General features: G+C 72.9%; 15 protein-coding genes and 2 pseudogenes. 9 read left to right on the plus strand and 8 right to left on the minus strand.

The window, feature by feature from the left end:
* Together IE170_RS00025 and IE170_RS00030 are read right to left on the minus strand one after the other, a co-directional pair.
* A pseudogene (locus IE170_RS00025) lies at nt 1-1287 on the minus strand (PKD domain-containing protein); the annotation flags it as partial.
* A 194-nt stretch (nt 1288-1481) separates the two neighbouring features.
* On the minus strand, nt 1482-3131 hold the full coding sequence (locus tag IE170_RS00030) for a PKD domain-containing protein (RefSeq protein ID WP_189807211.1): 1650 nt from the start codon (nt 3129-3131) through the stop codon (nt 1482-1484).
* Between the two features lie 233 nt (nt 3132-3364).
* On the opposite strand from IE170_RS00030, the gene IE170_RS00035 reads away from it, so the two are divergent.
* The 6 genes and pseudogenes from IE170_RS00035 to IE170_RS00060 all read left to right on the plus strand — a co-directional run bounded on the left by IE170_RS00035 (nt 3365) and on the right by IE170_RS00060 (nt 9884).
* Complete coding sequence (locus tag IE170_RS00035; protein WP_229884522.1) at nt 3365-3757, plus strand: MmcQ/YjbR family DNA-binding protein; 393 nt, start codon at nt 3365-3367, stop codon at nt 3755-3757.
* A gap of 103 nt (nt 3758-3860) precedes the next feature.
* A complete protein-coding gene (locus tag IE170_RS00040; RefSeq protein WP_189807212.1) occupies nt 3861-5075 on the plus strand; it encodes a CaiB/BaiF CoA transferase family protein in 1215 nt (404 codons plus the stop codon).
* Nucleotides 5075-5209 (plus strand): annotated as a pseudogene (locus IE170_RS00045) (LLM class F420-dependent oxidoreductase); the annotation flags it as partial. The gene IE170_RS00040 and the pseudogene IE170_RS00045, both read left to right, overlap by 1 nt.
* A gap of 77 nt (nt 5210-5286) precedes the next feature.
* Nucleotides 5287-6429 carry an acyl-CoA dehydrogenase family protein gene (locus IE170_RS00050; RefSeq protein WP_189807213.1) on the plus strand — a complete coding sequence of 381 codons (1143 nt, stop codon included), beginning with the start codon at nt 5287-5289 and terminating at the stop codon, nt 6427-6429.
* Nucleotides 6430-6452: 23 nt separating this feature from the next.
* Entirely contained in the window at nt 6453-7667 is a 1215-nt protein-coding gene (locus IE170_RS00055) for an acetyl-CoA C-acetyltransferase (RefSeq protein WP_189807214.1), read from the plus strand.
* Nucleotides 7668-7712: 45 nt separating this feature from the next.
* A complete protein-coding gene (locus IE170_RS00060; RefSeq protein ID WP_189807215.1) occupies nt 7713-9884 on the plus strand; it encodes a 3-hydroxyacyl-CoA dehydrogenase NAD-binding domain-containing protein in 2172 nt (723 codons plus the stop codon).
* A 126-nt stretch (nt 9885-10010) separates the two neighbouring features.
* Here IE170_RS00060 and IE170_RS00065 read toward each other — a convergent pair whose 3' ends face one another.
* Nucleotides 10011-10655 carry a maltokinase N-terminal cap-like domain-containing protein gene (locus tag IE170_RS00065; RefSeq protein WP_189807216.1) on the minus strand — a complete coding sequence of 215 codons (645 nt, stop codon included), beginning with the start codon at nt 10653-10655 and terminating at the stop codon, nt 10011-10013.
* A 57-nt stretch (nt 10656-10712) separates the two neighbouring features.
* The gene (locus tag IE170_RS00070; protein WP_189807557.1) at nt 10713-11438 is read right to left on the minus strand and encodes a MerR family transcriptional regulator; all 726 of its coding nucleotides are present in this window, start codon (nt 11436-11438) and stop codon (nt 10713-10715) included.
* A gap of 100 nt (nt 11439-11538) precedes the next feature.
* Between IE170_RS00070 and IE170_RS00075 the strand changes: the two genes are divergently transcribed.
* Nucleotides 11539-13383, plus strand: a complete 1845-nt coding sequence (locus tag IE170_RS00075; RefSeq protein WP_189807217.1) for an AMP-dependent synthetase/ligase — start codon at nt 11539-11541, stop codon at nt 13381-13383.
* 1837 nt (nt 13384-15220) lie between these two features.
* Here IE170_RS00075 and IE170_RS00080 read toward each other — a convergent pair.
* The gene (locus IE170_RS00080) at nt 15221-15529 is read right to left on the minus strand and encodes a DUF6415 family natural product biosynthesis protein (protein ID WP_189807218.1); all 309 of its coding nucleotides are present in this window, start codon (nt 15527-15529) and stop codon (nt 15221-15223) included.
* 191 nt (nt 15530-15720) lie between these two features.
* On the opposite strand from IE170_RS00080, the gene IE170_RS00085 reads away from it, so the two are divergent.
* Nucleotides 15721-16944 carry a helix-turn-helix domain-containing protein gene (locus tag IE170_RS00085; RefSeq protein ID WP_189807219.1) on the plus strand — a complete coding sequence of 408 codons (1224 nt, stop codon included), beginning with the start codon at nt 15721-15723 and terminating at the stop codon, nt 16942-16944.
* Here the strand turns inward: IE170_RS00085 and IE170_RS00090 are convergent.
* Both IE170_RS00090 and sph read right to left on the minus strand, forming a co-directional pair.
* On the minus strand, nt 16925-17590 hold the full coding sequence (locus IE170_RS00090) for an HAD family hydrolase (protein WP_189807220.1): 666 nt from the start codon (nt 17588-17590) through the stop codon (nt 16925-16927). The genes IE170_RS00085 and IE170_RS00090 overlap by 20 nt on opposite strands.
* 100 nt (nt 17591-17690) lie before the next feature.
* The gene (gene sph, locus IE170_RS00095; protein ID WP_189807221.1) at nt 17691-18689 is read right to left on the minus strand and encodes a sphingomyelin phosphodiesterase; all 999 of its coding nucleotides are present in this window, start codon (nt 18687-18689) and stop codon (nt 17691-17693) included.
* Nucleotides 18690-18906: 217 nt separating this feature from the next.
* Here sph and IE170_RS00100 point away from each other — a divergent pair, with 217 nt between their 5' ends.
* The gene (locus IE170_RS00100; RefSeq protein WP_189807222.1) at nt 18907-19809 is read left to right on the plus strand and encodes an oxygenase MpaB family protein; all 903 of its coding nucleotides are present in this window, start codon (nt 18907-18909) and stop codon (nt 19807-19809) included.
* 48 nt (nt 19810-19857) lie between these two features.
* Here the strand turns inward: IE170_RS00100 and IE170_RS00105 are convergent, their stop codons facing one another.
* Nucleotides 19858-21414: a M1 family metallopeptidase gene (locus IE170_RS00105; protein ID WP_189807223.1), complete on the minus strand. Its 1557-nt coding sequence runs from the start codon at nt 21412-21414 to the stop codon at nt 19858-19860.
* Nucleotides 21415-21667 lie beyond the last annotated feature (253 nt).

Here is a 21667-nt window from a genome sequence, read left to right on the forward strand (position 1 = left end):
GACGACGTCGACGATGACGTCGGTCGGGTTCCAGCCGCCGTTGCGGACGTTGATCTTCCCGTCGGGTCCGACGGGGACGATCACGGAGTTGGCGATGGTCTGGCCGGCCTTGAAGTTCACGTTCGAGGCGGTCGGCGCCTGCTGCCCGCCCGGGTAGACGGTCAGGTGGCCGTCGCTCTTCGGGTTGGTGACGGTGACGTTGAGGGCGACGGCCGTCACGCCGGAGGCGGGGACCGCGCCGCGGCCGGCGATCTGGAGGCCGAAGGAGCCGTAGCCGGGGACCTGGGCCTTGGCGGTGCCCAGCCCTTCGCGGGTGTCGGCGAAACGCTGCGGCGCGAGCGGGGTGTAGCCGCTGGAGGCGGTCTGCGTGAAGTAGCCGGTGACGTCGGCGATGAGGTCGGCCGGCTCCCAGCCGCCGTTGTACAGGTTGATGTAGCCGTTCTCGCCGACGGGGACGATGACCAGGTTGGGGACGGTCTGTCCGGGCGCGAAGTTCACGTTCGACGTGGTGGGCCTGTCGTAGCCGTCGCCGTAGGCGGTGATGTGGCCGCCGCTGGTGGTGTTGGTGACGGTGACGTTGAGGACGACGGCGGTCACGCCCGCGGGGATGCCGCCGTTGCCGGCGATCTTCACCTTGGCGGAGGTGTACTGCTTGACCTTCCCGGTGAGGCCGCCGGTGCCGTTGCGGGTGTCCAGGAGGCGGGTGGGGCCGTACGGGGTGTAGTCGGCGCCGTCCGTGGTGACCTGGAGTTCGTTGGCGACGGCGGTGCCGGTGGCGGAGTCGGTGACGGTCACCTTGACCGTGTAGCTGCCGACCTCCTTGTACGTGTGGGCGCTGACGACCGGCGTGCCCGTGCCGCCCTGGTAGGCCGCGGCGGTGGTGGCGCCGTCGCCCCAGTCGACGCTGATGGACGCCGACGTGCCGAGGCCCGTGACGAAGGTGTCGAGCTCGATGCCGTGCGCGCTGGTGGTGTACGCGTCGACGGCGACCTGGAAGTCGGCGGCAGGGGCGGTCTCGGCCAGCGGTGCGGCCTGCGCGCCCTGGAGGTCCTGCGGGGCGGTCTGGACGCCCTGGCGGATCTTCGAGGTCGGGGCGGCAACTGGCCGAGACTTTTCGGCGGGGCTGCTGAACTTGGTCTTCTCCACCGCGTCGGCGAGGTCCACGTCGGGCTGGGTGAGCCCGTGGGCGCCGCCGGTGGCGGGGCCGTCGGCGTGGGCAAATCCGGGGATGAGCGACATTCCGGCCGCGAGTACGGCGGCGGATGCGGTGAGACGGCGGTAGGACACCAAGCCCCCAATGGTTGCGTGAGCCCTCGGTCAGGGCTGGCTGAAAACGTGCCCAGGCTCGCACGGCCTTCGAACGGGTTTTCACCGGGCCCCGGCCGGTTACCGCTTCGTGATGCACGACGCCCCGGACCGGCCCGAAGGCCGCTTCCGGGGCGCCGTGCCAGGGGCCGGCGGGGGTGGGCGCCGGCAGGTCGTCAGTTGTCCTCGTACAGGCCGAAAAGGTCGACGACGAGGTCGATGTCGGCGTCGCTCTGGTTCCAGACGTCGATGATCCCGTACGGGCCGGTGCCCGCCTGGACCAGGTTCGGCACGGTCTTGCCGCGGGTCCAGTTGAGGGTGGAGGAGGTCGGCGTGGGCGGCCAGACCTCGGTGCCGTTGTCGTAGTCGGCCAGCGAGTTCGGGTCGGGCGCCACGGCGAGGTGGCCCGCGTCCCTGGGGTTGGTGACGGTGGTGTTGAGGACGAAGCCCTTGGTGTGCGGGAACCCGTGCCCGAGCGGCATGTACACATAGCCGCGGCCGCTCAGCGGACCCCAGGACCAGGTGGCGCCGTCACGGGTGTCGAGCAGGCGGTCCGGCTTCAGCGGCACGTAGGCGTTGGGGCCGGTCGGGCTGTAGTAGCCGACGATGTCGACGATGACGTCGGTCGGGTTCCAGCCGCCGTTGCGGATGCTGATCTCACCGCCGGCGCCGACCGGGACGATCACCGCGTTCGCGATGGTCTGCCCCGCGCTGAAGTTGAGGTTCGACACCGCCGGGGCGGTCCCGCTGCCGGGGAAGACGGTGAGGTGGCCGTCGCTCCCGGGGTTGGTGACCGTCACGTTCAGCGCGACGGCGGTGGCGTTGTTCAGGCCCCCGATCGGCTTGGTGAGGGTGCCGTACCCCTTGATCCGGCCCTTGGGGGCGCCGGTGCCGTTGCGGGTGTCGACGAGGCGCTGCGGGTCCATCGGCGTGTATCCGCTGGAGGCGGACTTGGTGAAGTAGCCGGTGACGTCGGCGATGAGGTCGACGCCCTCCCAGCCGCCGTTGTGCAGGTTCACGTACCCGTTCCGGCCGACGGGGACGATGACCAGGTTCGGGACGGTCTGCCCGGGGGCGAAGTTGACGTTCGAGGTGGTGGGCTTCTCGCCTCCGTCGGGATAGGCGGTGATGTGGCCGCCGCTGGTGGTGTTGGTGACGGTGACGTTGAGGACGACGGCGGTCACCCCGGCGGGGATCCCCGCATTGCCGCCGACCTGGAGCCGGGTCTGCCCGTAGGCGGGGAGCTTCCCCTGGTAGGCGCCGGTGCCGTTGCGGGTGTCGAGGAGGCGCTTGGGGGCATGGGGCGTGAAGTGGGAGCCCTGGGTCCAGACGGCGATCTGGTTGACGGCGGAGGCTTGTGTGACCCCGTCCGTGACGGTGACGCGGACGGTGTAGCCGCCGGGCTTGCCGTACTGATGGGCTGCGGTCAGTGTCCGGCCGCCGGCGGACGCCTCCTCGCTGGTCGTGCCGTCGCCCCAGTCGATCGAGACGGAGACGGCATTGGCCGTGCCGGTGGTGGTGGCGTCGACCTCCATGCCGTGCGCGCTGGTGGTGAAGGCCTTCAGGCCCACGGCTATCTCGTCCTGGGCGGCGTCGGCGGAGGCGGCCCCGGCCCGGCCCGCCGCGGGGGCCTGCCGGACCGACCGGTCGGCGGGGCTGGTGAACGCGGCGGCCTCCCGCTGCTGCGGCCTGACCAGGTCGGCCCGGGCGATGCCGTGCGGCTCGGGCCGGCCGGCGGCCGGATCGGCCGCGTGGGCCGGGGCGGGTACGAGCGCGACACCGGCCGCGAGGACGGCGGCGGATGCCGCGAGTCGGCGGTAGGACACCGGGTTTCCCCCATGGAAAAAGTTGTTGAGCCTTTGAACAAGGCTGAAGCCCGCTCAGGGTACAGAGCCGAACAGGCCTCGAACACCGGGGTTCTCGCAGGTCGCAGCTCCGTTTGCCGGATGTGCTCGGTCCGGTTGTCCGGCCCGGCGGCGGGTGGGGGCTAGCGTGGGGGCGCGGCGGCCGGCGGCCGGCGGCCGGGTGGCGGGGCGGACTGCGTCGAGCGGAGGAGTCGGTGAAGGCTGCGGTGCGCAAGTGGGAGGCGGTCCGGGAGTTCGCCCTGGGGCTGCCCGAGGCGGTCGAGGAGTTCCCCTGGGGGCCCGAGGACTGCGTCGTGAAGGTCAACAAGAAGATCTTCGTCTTCCTGGGCGGCGCCGACGGCCCGCAGCCGCCGGGCATCTCGGTGAAGCTGAAGGACGAGGCGCTGCACGGCCACGCCATGGCCGCCCCGGGTGCGGAGCCCACCGGCTACGGCCTGGGCCGGTCCGGATGGGTGTCGGTGCCGCTCGGGGAGCCGGGGGCGCCGTCGGCGGCGGTGCTGTGCGAGTGGGTGGAGGAGAGCTACCGGACGGTCGCCCTCAAGCGGCACGTGAAGGAGCTGGACGAGCGGATCGCGTCAAACGGCTAAGCGCTTGCTCTTGTGCTGGGGGTGGCCCGTTCCTAGCATCGCTGGTGTTACATCAGTTGTGTCACACACTCACACGCTCGCACACCAGGATGCCGGGGGTTCGATGTCAGTGACAGGTGCCGGAACAGGTGCCGGGCGGGCGCACGGCCACACCGGCGCCCCCGGGCCCCGCCCCGCGGGAGGCGGCTCCGGGCGCCCCGGCGGCCCGCTCGCGGGGCTGCGCGTCGTCGAGCTGGCCGGCATCGGCCCCGGCCCGTTCGCGGCCATGCTGCTCGCCGACCTCGGTGCGGACGTCGTCCGCGTCGACCGGCCCGGCGGCGGGGGCCTCGCCGTCGACCCGGCGTACGACACCACCAACCGCGGCAAGCGCTCCGTCCTGGTCGACCTGAAGGCCGACGGCGGCGCCGCCCTCGTCCTGGACCTGGCCGAGCGGGCCGACGTGCTCATAGAGGGCCTGCGGCCGGGCGTCGCCGAACGGCTCGGCGTCGGCCCGGACGCCTGCCTCGCCCGCAACCCGCGCCTGGTCTACGGCCGGATGACCGGCTGGGGCCAGGACGGCCCGCTCGCCCCGACCGCCGGGCACGACATCGCGTACATCGCGGTCACCGGCGCCCTCGGCATGATCGGCCGGCCGGGTGAGCCCCCGGCCGTCCCCGGCAACCTCCTCGGCGACTACGCGGGCGGCTCCCTCTACCTCGTCGTCGGCATCCTCGCGGCGCTCCGGCACGCCGCCGCCCCGGGCGGCGCCGGCCAGGTCGTCGACGCGGCCATCGTCGACGGCACCGCGCACCTCACGGCCATGGTCCACGGCATGATGGCCGCCGGCGGCTGGCAGGACCGCCGCGGCGCGAACCTCCTCGACGGCGGCTGCCCCTTCTACGGCACCTACGAGACCTCCGACGGCGGGTACATGGCGGTCGGCGCGCTGGAGCAGCAGTTCTACGACACCTTCACCGCCCTCCTCGGCATCGCCGACCGTGCCCCCGCCCGCAAGGACGCCGCCCGCTGGGGGGAGCTGCGCGAGGCCGTCGCCGCCGCCTTCAAATCCCGTACGCGGCAGGAGTGGACGGCGGTCTTCGAAGGCACCGACGCCTGCGTGGCGCCCGTCCTGTCGCTGCGCGAGGCCCCGCACCACCCCCACCTGGCCGCCCGCGGCACCTTCACCGACGTCGGCGGGATCGTCCAACCCGCGCCCGCCCCCCGCTTCTCCGCGACGCCGGCCGCCGTGCGCGGCGGCCCCGCACAGCCGGGCGCGGACACCGCATCGGTGGCCCGCGACTGGGGAGTGCCCGGCCTGGCCGGGAAGGGCGGCGCCTGATGGAGCTGTCCGTGATGCTCGACCACTCCGCCGACCCGCGCCGCGCCGCCGACGAGGCCGCGGCCCTGGAGGCGGCCGGCCTCGACGCCGTGTGGGTGGCGGAGGCGTGGGGCTTCGACCCGCCGACCAGGATGCCGAACGTCACGCCCGTCGGCCCCGAGCCGGCCCGGCTGATCGAAACCGTCAAGAGCTGGCTGTAGGGGGAAGACCGATGCAACGACGCATCTTCGACGCCGACCACGAGGCGTTCCGCGACACCGTCCGCACCTTCCTCGCCAAGGAGGTGCTGCCGCACTACGAGCAGTGGGAGAAGGACGGCATCACCAGCCGCGACGCGTGGCGGGCCGCCGGCCGGCAGGGGCTGCTGGGCCTCGCCGTCCCCGAGGAGTACGGCGGCGGAGGGAACACCGACTTCCGGTACGCCGCCGTCCTCGCCGAGGAGTTCACCCGGGCCGGCGCCCCCGGGCTGGCCCTCGGCCTGCACAACGACATCATCGGCCCGTACCTGGTCAACCTGGGCACCGAGGAGCAGAAGCGGCGCTGGCTGCCCGGCTTCTGCTCCGGCGAGACGATCACCGCCATCGCGATGACGGAGCCGGGCGCGGGCAGCGACCTGCAGGGCATCCGCACCACCGCCGAGGACCGCGGCGACCACTGGCTGCTCAACGGCTCCAAGACGTTCATCTCCAACGGCATCCTCGCCGACCTCGTCATCGTCGTCGCCCGGACCAGCCCGGAGGGCGGGGCGCACGGCCTGTCGCTGCTGGTCGTCGAGCGCGGCGCGGAGGGCTTCGAGCGCGGCCGGAACCTCGACAAGATCGGCCAGAAGGCGCAGGACACCGCCGAGCTGTTCTTCCACGACGTGCGCGTCCCCAAGGAGAACCTCCTCGGCGAGCTCGGCGGCGGGTTCGTCCACCTGATGAACCACCTCGCGCAGGAGCGGCTCGCCATAGCGATGGCCGGCATCGCCGCGGCCGAGCACCTGCTGGAGATCACCACCGCGTACGTCAAGGAGCGCGAGGCGTTCGGGCGGCCGCTGTCCAAGCTCCAGCACATCCGCTTCGAGATCGCCGAGATGGCGACCGAGTGCGCCGTCACTCGCACGTTCGTCGACCGGTGCATCACCGACCACTCCGACGGGCAGCTCGACCACGTCCACGCCTCGATGGCCAAGTGGTGGGCCACCGAGCTCCAGAAGCGGGTCGCCGACCGCTGCCTCCAACTCCACGGCGGGTACGGCTACATGACCGAATACCGGGTCGCGCGGGCCTTCACCGACGGCCGGATCCAGACCATCTACGGCGGCACGACCGAGATCATGAAGGAGATCATCGGTCGTTCCCTGCTCGGCTAACCTCCCCTCGAAAGGCTTGACCAGTGAGCACCGAAGCGTACGTCTACGACGCGATCCGCACGCCGCGCGGCCGCGGCAAGGCCACCGGGTCCCTGCACGGCACCAAGCCGATCGACCTGGTCGTCGGCCTCATCCACGCACTCCGCGAGCGCAACCCCGGCCTCGACCCCGCCGCCATCGACGACATCGTCCTCGGCGTCGTCGGCCCGGTCGGCGACCAGGGCTCCGACATCGCCCGCATCGCGGCCATCGCCGCGGGCCTCCCCGACACCGTCGCCGGCGTGCAGGAGAACCGCTTCTGTGCGTCCGGCCTGGAGGCCGTGAACCTCGCGGCCGCGAAGGTCCGCTCCGGCTGGGAGGACCTGGTCCTCGCGGGCGGCGTGGAGTCCATGTCCCGCGTCCCGATGGCCTCGGACGGCGGCGCCTGGTTCAACGACCCGATGACCAACTGGGACGTCAACTTCGTCCCCCAGGGCATCGGCGCCGACCTGATCGCCACCATCGAGGGCTTCTCCCGCCGGGACGTCGACGAGTACGCCGCCCTCTCGCAGGAGCGCGCCGCGACCGCCGTCAAGGAGGGCCGCTTCGCCCGCTCCCTCGTCCCCGTCACCGACCGCAACGGCCTGGTCGTCCTCGACCACGACGAGTTCATCCGCCCCGGGACGACGGCCGACACCCTCGCCGCGCTCAAGCCGTCCTTCGCCGACATCGGCGAGCTCGGCGGCTTCGACGCCGTCGCCCTGCAGAAGTACCACTGGATCGAGAAGATCGACCACGTCCACCACGCCGGCAACTCCTCCGGCATCGTCGACGGCGCCTCCCTCGTCGCGATCGGCTCCCGCGAGGCGGGCGAGCGGGCCGGCCTGGCGCCGCGCGCCCGCATCGTCTCCGCCGCAGTGTCCGGCTCCGAGCCCACCATCATGCTCACCGGGCCCGCCCCCGCGACCCGCAAGGCCCTCGCCAAGGCCGGCCTCACCATCGACGACATCGACCTGATCGAGATCAACGAAGCCTTCGCCGGCGTCGTCCTGCGCTTCGTCAAGGACATGGGGACCACCCTCGACAAGGTCAACGTCAACGGTGGCGCCATCGCGCTGGGCCACCCGCTCGGCGCCACCGGCGCGATGATCCTCGGCACCCTGGTCGACGAACTGGAGCGCCAGGACAAGCGCTACGGGCTCGCCACCCTCTGCGTCGGCGGCGGCATGGGCGTCGCCACCGTCGTCGAGCGCCTCTGACATCGTCCTGCACCCCCTGATCCCCCCGACACGGAAGTAGCGAACATGAGCGAGCCCACCACGATCCGCTGGGAACAGGACGAGACCGGCGTCGTCACGCTGGTCCTCGACGACCCCGACCAGTCCGCCAACACCATGAACCAGGCCTTCACGGACTCGATCGCGGCCGTCGCCGACCGCGCCGAGGCCGAGAAGGACTCCATCCGCGGCATCGTCTACACCTCCGCCAAGAAGACCTTCTTCGCCGGCGGGGACCTCAAGGAGATGATCCGGCTGCGCCCCGAGGACGCGCAGGCCGCCTTCGACACCGGCACCGGGATCAAGCGCGCGCTGCGCCGCATCGAGACCCTCGGCGTGCCCGTCGTCGCCGCCATCAACGGCGCCGCGCTCGGCGGGGGTTACGAGATCGCCCTGGCCTCCCACCACCGGATCGCCCTCGACGCGCCCGGCTCGAAGATCGGCCTGCCCGAGGTCACCCTCGGCCTGCTGCCCGCCGCAGGCGGCGTCACCCGCACCGTCCGCCTCATGGGCATCACCGACGCGCTGCTGAAGGTCCTCCTCCAGGGCACCCAGTACAGCCCAAAGCGCGCCCTCGACAGCGGTCTCGTCCACGAACTGGCCGTCACACCCGAGGAGATGCTCGCCAAGGCGCGCGCCTTCATCGACGCCAACCCCGAGTCGAGGCAGCCGTGGGACGTGCCCGGCTACCGGATCCCCGGCGGCACGCCCGCCCACCCCAAGTTCGCCGCGAACCTGCCGGCGTTCCCCGCGAACCTCAAGAAGCAGCTGAACGGGGCCCCGTACCCGGCGCCCCGCAACATCATGGCGGCCGCCGTCGAGGGCGCCCAGGTGGACTTCGAGACGGCGCAGACCATCGAGGCCCGCTACTTCACGGAGCTGGTGACCGGCCAGACCGCGAAGAACATGATCCAGGCGTTCTTCTTCGACCTCCAGGCCGTCAACGCCGGCCGCAGCCGCCCCCGGGGCGTCGAGGCGCGCACCGTCCGCCGCGTCGCCGTCCTCGGCGCCGGGATGATGGGCGCCGGGATCGCCTACTCCTGCGCCCGCGCCGGCATCGAGGTCGTCCTGAAGGACGTCACGGCCGAGGCCGCCGCCAAGGGCAAGGCGTACTCGGAGAAGCTGCTCGACAAGGCCGTTGCGAAGGGCCGCACCACCGAGGCCGCGCGCGCCGAGCTGCTGGCCAGGATCACCCCGACCGCCGACACCGCCGACCTGGCGGGCTGCGACGCGGTCATCGAGGCGGTCTTCGAGGACACCTCCCTGAAGCACAAGGTCTTCCAGGAGGTGCAGGACGTCGTCGCGCCCGACGCGCTGCTGTGCTCCAACACCTCCACCCTGCCCATCACCGGGCTCGCCGAAGGCGTCGACCGGCCCGCCGACTTCATCGGCCTGCACTTCTTCTCGCCCGTCGACAAGATGCCGCTCGTGGAGATCATCAAGGGGGAGCGGACCGGCGACGAGGCCATCGCCCGCGCCTTCGACCTCGTCCGGCAGATCAACAAGACCCCCATCGTGGTCAACGACTCGCGCGGCTTCTTCACCTCGCGCGTCATCGGCCAGTTCATCAACGAGGGCGTCGCCATGGTCGGCGAGGGCGTCGAGCCCGCCTCCATCGAGCAGGCCGCCGCCCAGGCCGGCTACCCGGCCAAGGTGCTCTCCCTCATGGACGAGCTCACCCTCACCCTCCCGCGGAAGATCCGCAACGAGACCCGCAAGGCCGTCGAGGCCGAGGGCCGCACCTGGACCCCGCACCCCGCCGACGAGGTCATCGACCGCATGGTCGACGAGTTCGCCCGCCCCGGCCGCAGCGGCGGAGCCGGCTTCTACGACTACGACGGGGCCGGCAAGCGCTCCGGCATCTGGCCGGGCCTGCGCGAGCACTTCGGCCGCCCCGGCGCGGACGTGCCCTTCGAGGACATGAAGGAGCGGATGCTCTTCGCCGAGGCCCTCGACACCGTCCGCTGCCTCGACGAGGGCGTCCTCACCTCCATCGCCGACGCCAACATCGGCTCCATCATGGGCATCGGCTTCCCCGCCTGGACCGGCGGCGTCATCCAGTACATCAACGGCTACGAGGGCGGCCTGCCCGGCTTCGTCGCCCGCGCCCGCGAACTGGCCGACCGCTACGGCGACCGCTTCACGCCGCCCGCCTCCCTGGTCGCCAAGGCCGAGCGCGGGGAGACGTACGCCGACTGACACGGCGGCCTGCCGCACGCCGGCCGACCGGCCGTGGGAGGCGCGGCCGGCTGTGCGGTCGGCCGGCCGCGGTGTGCCCTCGGGCCGCTCCCGGAGATCCCCTGCGGGAGCGGCCCGAGGCGTGCGTCAGGCGCCGTCCAGCGCGGCGAACACCCCGCGGTGCGCGCTGCCGCCGGGGGCCGTCCAGCCGGTGACGACCCCGGCCGCACCGCCCTCGGGGCCGCCCGGCCGCAGGACGCGTACGATCCGCAGCACCCCCTGCCCGCCCCCGAAGCGGACCTCGGTGTCCTCCGCCGTGGTCGCGGCCGCCGCGGCCGCCGCGTCGAGCCCCTCCGCCGCAACCGGGCCGCCCTCCACGGCCACCGTCGGGTCCGGAGCGCCGTCGATGCTCTGCGCCCAGGGCTGCGCCTCGCCGCGCAGCAGCGCGAGGACCTGCCCGACGGCCACAGGGTCGTGCGCGGCGTCGTACACCCAGCGGCTGCCCAGCACCCCGTGCTCGACGGTGCCGATCAGGGCCCCTTCGGCCCCCTCCAGCGGCGCGCCGCGGTACGTCATCGGCACGTGGTAGGCCACCGGCTCCGGCGCGGAGGCGTCGGCGACGACCATGAACTCGATGCCGACCTCCCCCTCCGGGTCGTCCAGCCGGAACCCGCCGGCCTTGACCGGCTCCGGGGCGCTGCCCGTGGCGGCGTACCACGGCTGCGAGGGGAGCCACGCCGCGAGGAGTTCGAGCTTCGTCGGGGTGATGGTGGTTTTGTGGATCACAGACATGATCCCGAACCTACCCGCTGCCGAGGGCAGTTGGGAGGCGCGGCCGGTCCGCGCCCGTCAGTCCCCTGCGGCGAACTGGGCCTTCAGCTCCTCCCGCAGCGACCGCTGGAACGCCGTGACCAGGGCCTGCACCACCATCGGCTGCATGTGAGCGGACAGCGCCTTCATCGACTCCACCCGCTCCGGATCGTCCTCGCCCTCCGTGAACGGCCCCCACACCTCGTCGCGGAACAGGCGCGTCAGCTCCCGCGCCGTCGCCCGGGCGTGTTCCAGCAGCACCTCCCGGGCCGCGAGCACCGTCCCGTGCGAGATCGGCACGTCCAGCAGGGCCACCGCCAGCCGCAGCAGCGACAGGTCCACCCGGAACCGCTCCGGGCCGCCCCCGACCACGTTCATCGCGGCCAGCCGGCGCAGGTCCTCCTCCGGCAGCGGCCGCCCCGCCCGACGCTGCAGCTCCTCCAGCGACACCTCCTCCGCCGAATCCGGCGCCCACGACGACACCAGCGCCCGGTGGATGGCCAGGTCGTGCGGACTGAGGTCGTCGGGCAGGGCGTCGAGATAGCGCGCGATGGCGGACAGCGTCATGCCGTGGCGCTGGAGCTCCTCGATCAGCGCGAGCCGGGAGAGGTGCTCGGGCCCGTAGCGGCCCACCCGACGCGGTCCGATCACGGGAGGGGGCAAAAGCCCGCGGGTGCTGTAGAACCGTACGGTGCGGACGGTGACCCCCGCCCGGGCGGCGAGCTCGTCGACGGTGAGCGTGGGCTCGGGCACCCCGGTGGTCATGGTCACTCGCCCCGCTCTCTGCTCAGCACGTCCCGTTCCGGTACCGCGGTTCAACAGTATTGCTGTCGCACCAACGATGTGAAACGGCGAGGAGCTGCCCATGAGCACGATCCTGCGACTGCCCGGACGCCCCGAACAGCTCACCCTGCCCGCCCTGCTCGCCCGCAACGCCGCCGAGTACGGCGACCTCCCCGCCCTCTCGTGGCGCACCGGCGACACCGCGTCCCCCGGCTGGACCACCCTCGGCTGGGCCGAGGTGCGGCGCAGGGTCGCCGTCCTCGCCGCCGGGTACGCCTCCCTCGGCGTCGAGCGCGGCGAACACGTGCTGATCATGATGGGCAACCGGCCCGAGCACTGGCTCACCGACCTCGCCCTCGTCCACCTCGGCGCCGTCCCCGTCACCGTGTACGGCACCTCCGCGCCCGAGCAGATCGCCTACACCGCCCGCCACAGCCGGGCCCGCCTCGCCGTCGTCGGGGGCGCCCGCGAACTGCCGCGCTGGGAACCGCTGCTGGCGGACGCCTCCGCACGGCTGGAGCGGCTCGTCGTGGCCGACGCCGACGCCGCGGGCGCGCACCGCTCGTACGACGCCGTGTACGCGGCCGGGGCCCGGCTGCACAGCCCCGACGCCTTCGAGAAGGCGTGGCGGGAGCTGCGCCCCGAGGACCCGCTGACCGTCGTCTACACCTCCGGCACCACCGGCGACCCCAAGGGGGTCCGGCTCACCCACCGCAACATCCTGCTCCAGTCCGTCCGCCTCGACCGGCGCGTGGAACTCCCCGAGCACGCCGAGCACGTCTGCTACCTGCCCTTCGCGCACATCGCCGAGCGGATCCTCGGCATCTACCTGCCGCTGCTGCGCGCCGCGCACGTACGACTCGTCGCCGACCCGGCGGCCGTCGCCGCCGCCGTACGGGAACTGCGGCCCGTGCAGTTCTTCGGGGTGCCCCGCGTGTGGGAGAAGCTCGCCGCAGGCCTGCGGGCGGTGCTCGCCGGGCTGCCGCCGGAGCAGCGGACCGCCATCGAGGAGGCGAACGGCCTCGCCCGCACCCGGGCCGGGCACCTGGAGCGCGGCGAACCGGTCCCCGCCGAGCTGGGGGCCGCGTACGGCCGGGCCAAGGAGCACGTCCTGGACCCGCTGCTGCGGCTGGCCGGGCTGGACCGGCTGCTGTGGACCGCCAGCGCGACCGCGCCGATGCCGATCGACGTCGTACGGTTCTGGGCCGGCTGGGGGATCACCGTCATGGACGCGTGGGGCCTGACGGAGACCTCCGGCGTGTGCACCGTCAACAGCCACGACGCGTTCCGGCTCGGCTCGGTCGGCCGGCCCATCGAGGGCCTGGACCTGCGGATCGCCGACGACGGGGAGATCCTCGCCCGCGGCGACACGGTCTTCGGCGGCTACCTCCGGCCCGACGGGACTCTGGAGAGCGCGCACGACGCGGAGGGCTGGTTCCCCACCGGGGACATAGGCCGGATCGACCGGGACGGGTTCCTGTGGCTGACCGACCGCAAGAAGGAACTGATCATCACCTCGACGGGCAAGAACGTCTCCCCGGCCCTGGTGGAGAACACGCTCAAGGAACACCCTCTGATCGGCCAGGCCCTGGCTCACGGCGACGGCCGCTCCTACCTCGTCGCCCTGCTCGTCCTCGACGCCGAACTCGCCCCGGCGTGGGCGGCGGCCCGCGGCATCGAGGCGGCCTCCCTCGCCGACCTCGCCCGGCACCCGCAGGTGCGCGCGGAGATCGCCGCCGCGGTCGAGACCGCCAACGCCCGCCTCAACCGCACGGAACAGATCAAGCGCTACCACCTGCTGACCGCGGAATGGGGCCCGGAGACGGGCGAACTCACCCCGTCCCTGAAACTCCGCCGCCGCGTGGTCCGCGACAAATACGCCGACACGATCGACTCCCTGTACGCGGCCCCGGGCGAGCCCCGGTAACCCTGCGGACGCTCCGGTCGAGGCCGCGGCCGTGGTTGGCGGGAGCCGGGCGGTCGGGGTCGGGGGGTGAGGGGGGGATGGGGGTTGAGGAAGCCGATGGGTCGGGGTCGGGGAGGCGGCGGGGGGAGGCGGCGGGGGGAGCCGGGGTCGGCGGGAGCCGATCGGTCGGGGTCGGGGGTCCGGCGGCGGGAGTCGGGTCGGCGGGAGCCGATCGGTCGGGGTCGGGGGTGCGACTGGGGGTGTCCCGGGCAGTTGATGGTGTCCGGGGCGGGCCGGTCCCTCAAGGGCGCTCCCTTTGGTCGCGTCGCTGCGCGATGGCCTGACGGCCACCCTTGACCGACCGACCCGCCCCGGAGGCATTTTTTCTGCCGGGACGCCCCCAGGGGAACGGCCTGGAGGTACTTGGACCATTCAGGGCCATCAGGGAGCTTCCTCTCCCGCCCCAGTGGCCGCGTCCCGTCCCACCGGCATCAGCCGACCCGTCGGCGGAAGCCCGTCAGGGCTGTGACGTCGGGAAACGATGCCCAGAGCATCATCCGGCGACAGGAGCGCCCCGGATCGCTACGTGGGCGCCCTTGGCTCGGCGGCCATCGGCCGTCTGGGGTCGAGAAGCGCCCCAGGTCGCACAGATCCCTGTTTGTTCGGCGACCGGCCGCCGTCTGGGGCGGCGCAGCGCCTCAGACGGTGGCCGGCTCGGCTTCTGACGGTGGCCGCCCCGTCGTCCGGGGCGGCGGAGCGCCCCAAGTCGCTGCGCGCCTCGGTCCTTCGGCGGCTGGCGGGCCGTTTTCGCGGCTGCTCCCCGCCCCGGGCCGCGAAGCGCCCCGGCTCTCAACACCGCCCCCCCTGCCTTGCCGGCGCCCGGCCGCCGGCCGCCGGCCGCCTTCTGCGGTCCGGGGCAGCAGAGCGCCCCAAATCCCTGCGCACCTCTGTCCCTCAGCGGCCCGCGGGCCGTCTTGGGCCGCGAAGCGCCCCCGGCCACGGCACACGCCCCTGCCCTGTTCGGCGGCCGGCCGCCGTCTGAGGCCGCGGAGCGGTCCGACTCGGTGCGCGCTGAGCTCTCTCGGCGGCAGCGCGCCGTCGTGGGGTGCGTAGCGCCCCTGCCCGCTCCATGCTCCTCATATATCGGCGTCTGGCGGCAGGACGACTTCTTCCGCCCTGCCGCCTACCCCCTGCCATCCATGCGGCGGTCAGTCGCCGAACCGACGGCGCCCCTGTAGCGATCTGTCGCGCCGCCCGGCCCCTGACGGCCGCCGGACGCTGGAGAATGCCGGGCTGTGTAGCGATCTGGGGCGCTTCTGTCTCCGGATGATGCTCTGGGCGTCGTTTCGTGCAGGGAAGAGCCCCCGGCTCCCCGCCGCCGGGTCTGCTGATGCCGGTGGGGCGAAAGGGGTCCCTGGGGCGGGGGAGGAAGCTCTCTGATGACCCCTCATGCCGCACGCTACCTCCAGGCCATTCCCCTGGGGGCTTCCCGGCAGCTTGTTGGCATTCCGGGGCGGGTCGTCCTGTCAAGGGTGGCCGAAGGCCATCGCGCAGCGGCGCGACGACGAAGGAGGAGCGCCCTTTACAGGGCGGCCCGCACCGGAAGGACAATGGGCTGCCGGGACACCCCCGGAGCACACCGACCCCGAGTCGTCGGTTTCCGCTAACCCGGCTTCCGCTGCCGTCTCTCCGACCCCGACCCGTCGGCTCCGGCCAACTCACCCCCGCCGTGGTCTCCCCGACCCCGACCGCGTGGCTCCCGCCAACCCCGCTCTCGCCCGCCCCGCCAGCGGTGGTTCGAGCAGTCGGAAGGCGCCGGGCGCGCCGGACTGGTCGCGAAGCCCCCCCACCTGCCTCTCTACCGCCCCGGTGCCATCAACTGCCGGATGATCCGGGCCAAGGCCCGGGCGTAGTTCCAGTTCGCGTGGGGGCCCGACCCCAGGGGGCCGACGGCCGCGAAGTACTCCCACTCGGCGAGCGCCGCGACCGTTCCGGCGGGGCGGTGCTGCGACGGTGCCCGGGAGAGCGAGCCGTGGAGCTCCTGCCCGCAGGTGAGCAGGTCGTCGACGAGCGCCGCGACGGCCTCCGGGCCGGGGCGTTCCGCGTACGGGGCGAGTGCTCGGGCGACCAGTCCGGTCGTGTCCGCGTGACCCTGCGCCATACCCATGCTGGTGCTTCCCATCGTCGTCAGCAGGTGGTGGACACACCATGGACGTACTGAAGTCCTGTTACGAGGACTTGCCGGAGGGCTTTCTGTGGACGAAAAAGGACTTCCTTACGCCCAAACCGGTGAAGCACAGTCCGCGAGCGGACTTTCCTGCCACAGTGGTCAGATCTGAACCGGCCAAGGGAGTAGGAATGCCTCGATCCACTGGCAACGTCCGATTGCGTGCGGCCCGGCAGGCGGCCGGCTACCGGTCGCAGCAGGACCTCGCGAACGCCCTCGCCGCCCGCGGCGTCACCGTCGGCATTCGGCAGGTCCGGCGGTGGGAATCGGACGCTCCGCCCCTCCCGCAGCCCGATATCCGTCAGGCCCTCAGCGAGCTTCTCGGCCGACCGCTCGACGAACTCGGTTTCAACGTTCCGCCGGGCGCGGAGACACGGACACCGGCCAGTCTCCTCGCCCCCGCCAACCGGGGTCCTCTGCGTACACCCAACGCGCAGCAACCCGCCACCGCAGCCACTGACTTCCTCGCCGGAACGCGTGCCCACCGCCGGCTCTACTGGAGCGTGGCCCCCGCCACCCTGCACCCCGCCGTGGCCGCGCACGCGGCCTTGGGCAGCCAACTCCTGGACGCGACCACCGGGCGAACGCGGCAGCTCCTCGCCACGGCCCTGGCCGAGAGCTGGTTGCTGGCCGGCCGGATCGAGTTCTTCGACCTACGAGAGCCCGACCGTGCCGGCGACACCTGGGTGCGAGCGCTCCAGGCGGCAGGGGAGGCCGATGACGCCCTCCTGGGCAGTGCCGTCCTCGCCCACATGGCATTCATCCCCGGGTGGGGCGGTGATCGGGACGGCGCGACGGAGCGGATGATGGCAGCCCGCGCGTACGCCCGCCGAGGTCCTGCCAGCGCCGAACTGCTGGCCTGGCTCGACGCCGTGGAGGCCGAGTGCGCGACGCGCTGCGGCGACACCCGAGCCGCCCTCAACCTGTGTGCCCACGGCGAGGACGTCCTCGCAACCGGCAACGAGCACCGGAGTCCTGAATGGCTGGACTGGTTCTCGGCCGTCCGGCTGGCCGCGTTCAAGGGGCACACACAGCTCGTCGCGGGGCACCTCCCGCAGGCCCGCGACACGCTGCTCGGCGTTCTCGCCGGACTTCCCGAAGACAGCGACAAGCAGCGGACCGTCGTCCTCGGTGACCTGGCTGCCGTGGAGGTTGCTGCCGGGCGGCCCGAGGAAGCCGCCCTGTACGCCCTCAAGGCGCTGGTCCTGCTCGAAACCCACTGGTACGCGACGGGGCTGGAGCGGATCCGGGAGGTGCGGCGGGCCCTCGGGCCCTGGCAGCACGAGCAGTACGTCCGTGACCTCGATGACCGGCTCTACGGCTGGGGCGCCGTCGTCAACGCCCTCTCTTGTTGAACTCGGCGATCCTGGGAGACAGCTCGGCCAGGCTCTCGATGCGGAACGTCGGGAGTCCGCGTGCCTCGGCGGTGTCCCACTGGATCGTCGCCCACGGGCCCCGGCGGATCAGCGCCGTGTGCATACCAGCCTGCCTGCCGGGACGCAGATCGTTGTCGACGCGGTCGCCGACGTAGAGGATCTCCGACGCGGCGGCCGGAACGACCGCGGCCACACGCTCGAAGAACTCGGGGTCGGGCTTGCTCGCGCCCCAGTCGTCCGAGGTGCCGATCAGGTCGACGTCCTTCGTGAACAGGTCGCGGAGCAGGCCGCCGGCGCGAACGGTCTGGTTGCCGGCGATGCCGAGCCACAGGCCGTCGGCGCGCAAGCGGGCGAGGGCGGGCCGGACGTCCGGGTAGAGGTCGTCCTCACCGAACCACTCCGGCTGCCCGGCGGCAGCCCGGGCCTCGCGCTGCTCGGTGAGGTCGAAGCCGGGCCGGAAGACCTGGAAGGTCTCGCGGTAGTCACGGCCTTGGGCGATGACCGCACCGAAGACGGCGGCGAAGGTGTGGCGGGGGACGCCGAGCCAGTCCGCCCACGTGCCGTACTCCCGGGTCTCGTCGACGAGGCACTCACCGACGTCGAACACCACAGCGCGAATCGTCATGCGTGCACCCTACGCGGCGCCTGCTCCCGGCCGGGCACGGACGCCGCTCGGGCAAGCCCCGCTCCCGGCCGGGAGCGGGGCGGGTCGCCGACGGGTGGGGTCAGCGGCCGATGACCGGGTTGTGGTCCGAGAGGTTCGTGTACGTGTACGTCGTGCCCCAGCTGGAGACCGACCAGGGGGCGGAGGCCTCGTTCACCACGTTGTTCTCCCAGCCCGCCGGGCGTGCGTGGCCCTTGCGGTACAGGACGTAGTCCAGGTCCTCCCGCGGGTCCGAGGGGTAGCGGTAGCGGGCGATGGAGTTGAGGGCCGTGTCGAAGGAGTACGGGTGCCCCGTCCGCGTGTCGGCGTCGGCCAGGTCGGCGTTCGCGAGCATCGACGCGTACTCCGGGGTGCGGGAGTCGACGTTCATGTCGCCCGCGACGACGACCTGTTCGCCCGCCGGGATGTTCTTCGCGTCCAGGAAGGCGTCGATCGCCCGGAACTGCCGGGCCCGCATCTGCGCCGCCTCGCCCGCGCCGCAGCCCGGGTCGGTGGACTGGGCGTGCGTGCCGACCACGTGGACCTTCGTGCCGTTCACGTCCAGCACCACGTAGGCGAAGCCCTTGTTGGACCACCAGTCGGCGCCGCAGGCGTCCTTGTAGACGAACTGCTCCTTGCGGACGATCGGCCACTTGCTCAGGATCGTGACGCCGCCGTCCTCCGGGGTGGTGGCGGAGTAGGCGCCGCCCGTCGCGTCCCAGCCGGTCCGGCTCCGGCCGACGACCGGGGTCTGGTACGGGTACTGCGCTGCCGAGTTGGCCTTGAGGGCGTCCGAGGCGGCGTTGTCGAAGGCCTCCTGGAGTACGACGACGTCGTGTCCCTGGTAGAAGGGCGCCCGCGGTATCTGCGCCGCCCGGTGGTCCTGGCCCCAGTTGGGGTACAGGTTCTTGCTCATCAGGAACACGTTGTACGTCAGCACGCTCAGCCGGGGTGCCGCGGCCGCCTCGGCGGCGCCGGCGGACGGGGCCCCGGCGGCGGTGAGGGCGCATGCGGCGGCCGCGGCGACGGCGGTCGCGGCGGCGCGGGGGCGGCGGTGCGGGAACGGGAGGGCAGGAGGCATGGACGCTCCATCATTCCGTGGTGGGGGAGACCGACCCCGTCATCCAAGCAGCCGCGGTTACCTCTGGGTAACACCCGTGACAAGGGTTTCTGACGCCGTTCTTACGATGTGCCGCCCCCGGTGCCGGCGCTCGGCCGCCGCCCGGGCCCCGACCTGGGGAAACGGAGGGGGGTGCGGCCATACTGGAGGTACGAGTATCGGATCAGGGGGACGCGCCATGACGACCGCACGACAGCCCGCCGCGCCCGGGTCGCGCCCCGGCGGGGCGCGTCGGGACGAGCCGCAGCCGCCGCCCCCCGGCGGAGTGCTGTGGACCATCGCCGGGGACGTGCGGGCGCTGCTGATGCTGCCCGCGGCCTTCACCATGCAGGTCGCGCACCCCGCCATCGGCGCCGGCGTCGACGAGCACTCCGTCTTCCGCACCGATCCCTGGGGGCGCGGCGAGCGCTCGCTGCGCTCCGTGCAACTGTGGGTGTACGGCGGGGAGGAGGCCGCCGAGGAGGGCCGCCGGGTCCGCCGCCTGCACAAGGAGATCCAGGGCGTCGACACCCGGGGCCGCCGCTACCACTCCCTCGACCCCGCCTGCTACGCGTGGGTGCACGCCACCGGCTTCCCGATCTACCTGTACGCCGGCCGGTACCTGCTGCGCCGCTTCACCCCGGCCCAGGAGCGGCAGCTGTACCGGGAGTGGCTCCAGGTCGGGCGGATCCTCGGGCTCCGCGACCGCGACATGCCGCAGACGATCGAGGAGTACTGGCCGTACTACCACCGCATGCTGGCCGAGGAGTTGGAGCCGACCAAGGTGGCCCGCGAGCTGGTCGCCACCGACGTGCCGCTGCCCCGGCCGACGGGCGGCCCGCTGCCGGTGCGGATCCTGACGCGCCTGGCGTGGCCGCTGCTGCGGGCGGCGTTCCTGCACTTCCGGGCCTTCGTCACCGTCGGGTACATGCCGCCCGAGGCGCGCGCCGCGATAGGGCTGGAGTGGACGCCGGCCCAGGAGCGCAGGCTGCGCCGGTTCAGCACGGCCGTACGGCTGCTCGTCCCGCTGCTGCCGGAGCGGGTGCGCTACCTGCCGCTGGCCTACCGGGCGCGGGCCCGCCGGCGCGCCGGCGCCCGCTGAGGGGCGCCGGCGCGGGAGCGGCGGGCGGCGGCCCGCCTCACAGTCCGGTCAGTGCCCGTGCCCGTGCCCCTGACCGTGGCCGTGGTCGTGCCCGGTGTCGTGGACCCCGTTCGTCGCGGCGATCTTCTTCCACGACTTCGGCTCCGCCCGCTCGGCGGTCGGCGCCGCCTGCGCGGCGCGCCCGTCCTTCGCCGCGGCCGAGGCGGCCGGCGGGCCGAAGGCCGGCTTGCCCGGCGTGTACAGCCAGGTGTCGAACAGCGCGGCCAGCGGCTTGCCCGACGCCTTCTCCGCGTACCGGACGAAGTCGGAGACCTTCGCGTTGCCGTGCGCCCGCTCGGTCGGCCAGCCCTTCAGGATCCGGAAGAACGCCTCGTCGCCGATCTCGTTCCGCAGTGCCTGGAGGGCGATCGCGCCGCGGTCGTAGACGGCCCCGTGGAACTGGTTGTCCGGGCCCGGGTCGCCCGGCTTGACCTGCCAGAACGGGTCCTCCGCCGGGCGCACCGCGTACGTCCACTCGGCGAGCTCCTGCGCGGTGCCCTCGCCCTCCTTCTCCGACCACAGCCACTGGCTGTACCGGGCGAAGCCCTCGTTGATCCAGATGTCCTTCCAGCCCTCGACGGAGACGCTGTCGCCGTACCACTGGTGGGCCAGCTCGTGGACCACGACCGAGGTGTTGGCGCCGTTCGCGAACTGGCGGGGGCTGTAGAAGGGGCGGGTCTGGGTCTCCAACGCGAAGCCGGACGGCACGTTCGGGACGTAGCCGCCGAGCGCGTTGAAGGGGTACGGGCCGAAGACGCCTTCGAGCCATTCCGCAATCTCGGCGGTGCGCTCGACGGAGGCCCGCGCGGCGCCCGCGTTGTCGCCGAGGTCCTTGCTGTAGGCGTTCAGGACGGGCAGGCCGTTCGCCGTCTTGTCGGTGGTGATGTCGAACCTGCCGACGGCGAGCGTCGCCAGGTACGTGGCCTGCGGCTTGTTGGACCGCCAGTTGTAGCGGGTCCAGCCCAGGCGCGAGGTCTGCGACTGCAGGACGCCGTTGCTGATGGCCTGCGTGCCGTCGGGGACGCTGACCGAGACGTCGAAGGTGGCCTTGTCGAGCGGGTGGTCGTTGCTCGGGAACCACCAGGCCGCGGCTTCGGGCTCCTGCGCGGCGACGCCGCCGTCCGGGGTGCGCTGCCAGGCGGACCAGCCGTCGACCTTGAACTCCGAGGGCTTCCCGGCGTACTTGACGACGACGCTCGCCTGGGTGTTCTTCGGCAGCGGCTTGGCGGGGGTCACCTCCAGCTCGTGCACGCCGGAGGCGGCGAACTTCGCCTTCGCGCCGTTGACGCGGACCTCGCTGACCTTCAGCCCGAAGTCCAGGTTGAAGCGGGACAGGTCCGTCTTGGCGGTGGCGAGCAGGGTGGCGGTGCCCTCCAGCAGGTCCGTCGCCGGCTGGTACTTCAGGCGCAGGTCGTAGTGCGACACGTCGTATCCGCCGTTGCCGCTGGCCGGGTAGTAGGGGTCGCCGATGCCCGGGGCGCCCGCGGCCGAACCCGCTGCCGATGCCGGGATCACCAGCAGGAGGGAGGCGGCGAGCACGCTCGGGGCGATGACTTTGCGGTGCACGGGTGGGCTCCAAGTCGGTTGGGGGGTGGTGGTGTTCGACCGTATTCACCGTCTGCGCCCCACGTCATGTCCATGGCCCCGGTTGTCACGTGATCGCCATTCGGCCGTCACACCGGCGGCCGCACTGCCGCCCCGGCGGGGCGGTTGCGCCCCCGGCGTCCGCTTCGGCCCCCGCCCCGGCCCGCTGCGGCGCGTCCCGCCCGCGGCCGAGAAAGGCCGAAACCGCAGGGTCCCGCACGCCCGCCCCGTACCA

This window comes from Streptomyces toxytricini (assembly GCF_014649915.1).
Lineage (GTDB): Bacteria > Actinomycetota > Actinomycetes > Streptomycetales > Streptomycetaceae > Streptomyces > Streptomyces toxytricini.

Excerpts from the sequence above, each read along its gene's own strand:
- IE170_RS00040 (WP_189807212.1), top strand. The coding sequence starts at position 3,861 with ATGTCAGTGACAGGTGCCGGAACAGGTGCCGGGCGGGCGCACGGCCAC.
- IE170_RS00050 (WP_189807213.1), top strand. The coding sequence starts at position 5,287 with ATGCAACGACGCATCTTCGACGCCGACCACGAGGCGTTCCGCGACACC.
- IE170_RS00060 (WP_189807215.1), top strand. The coding sequence starts at position 7,713 with ATGAGCGAGCCCACCACGATCCGCTGGGAACAGGACGAGACCGGCGTC.
- IE170_RS00065 (WP_189807216.1), bottom strand. The coding sequence starts at position 10,655 with ATGTCTGTGATCCACAAAACCACCATCACCCCGACGAAGCTCGAACTC.
- IE170_RS00070 (WP_189807557.1), bottom strand. The coding sequence starts at position 11,438 with ATGACCACCGGGGTGCCCGAGCCCACGCTCACCGTCGACGAGCTCGCC.
- IE170_RS00075 (WP_189807217.1), top strand. The coding sequence starts at position 11,539 with ATGAGCACGATCCTGCGACTGCCCGGACGCCCCGAACAGCTCACCCTG.
- IE170_RS00080 (WP_189807218.1), bottom strand. The coding sequence starts at position 15,529 with ATGGGTATGGCGCAGGGTCACGCGGACACGACCGGACTGGTCGCCCGA.
- IE170_RS00085 (WP_189807219.1), top strand. The coding sequence starts at position 15,721 with ATGCCTCGATCCACTGGCAACGTCCGATTGCGTGCGGCCCGGCAGGCG.
- IE170_RS00090 (WP_189807220.1), bottom strand. The coding sequence starts at position 17,590 with ATGACGATTCGCGCTGTGGTGTTCGACGTCGGTGAGTGCCTCGTCGAC.
- sph (WP_189807221.1), bottom strand. The coding sequence starts at position 18,689 with ATGCCTCCTGCCCTCCCGTTCCCGCACCGCCGCCCCCGCGCCGCCGCG.
- IE170_RS00100 (WP_189807222.1), top strand. The coding sequence starts at position 18,907 with ATGACGACCGCACGACAGCCCGCCGCGCCCGGGTCGCGCCCCGGCGGG.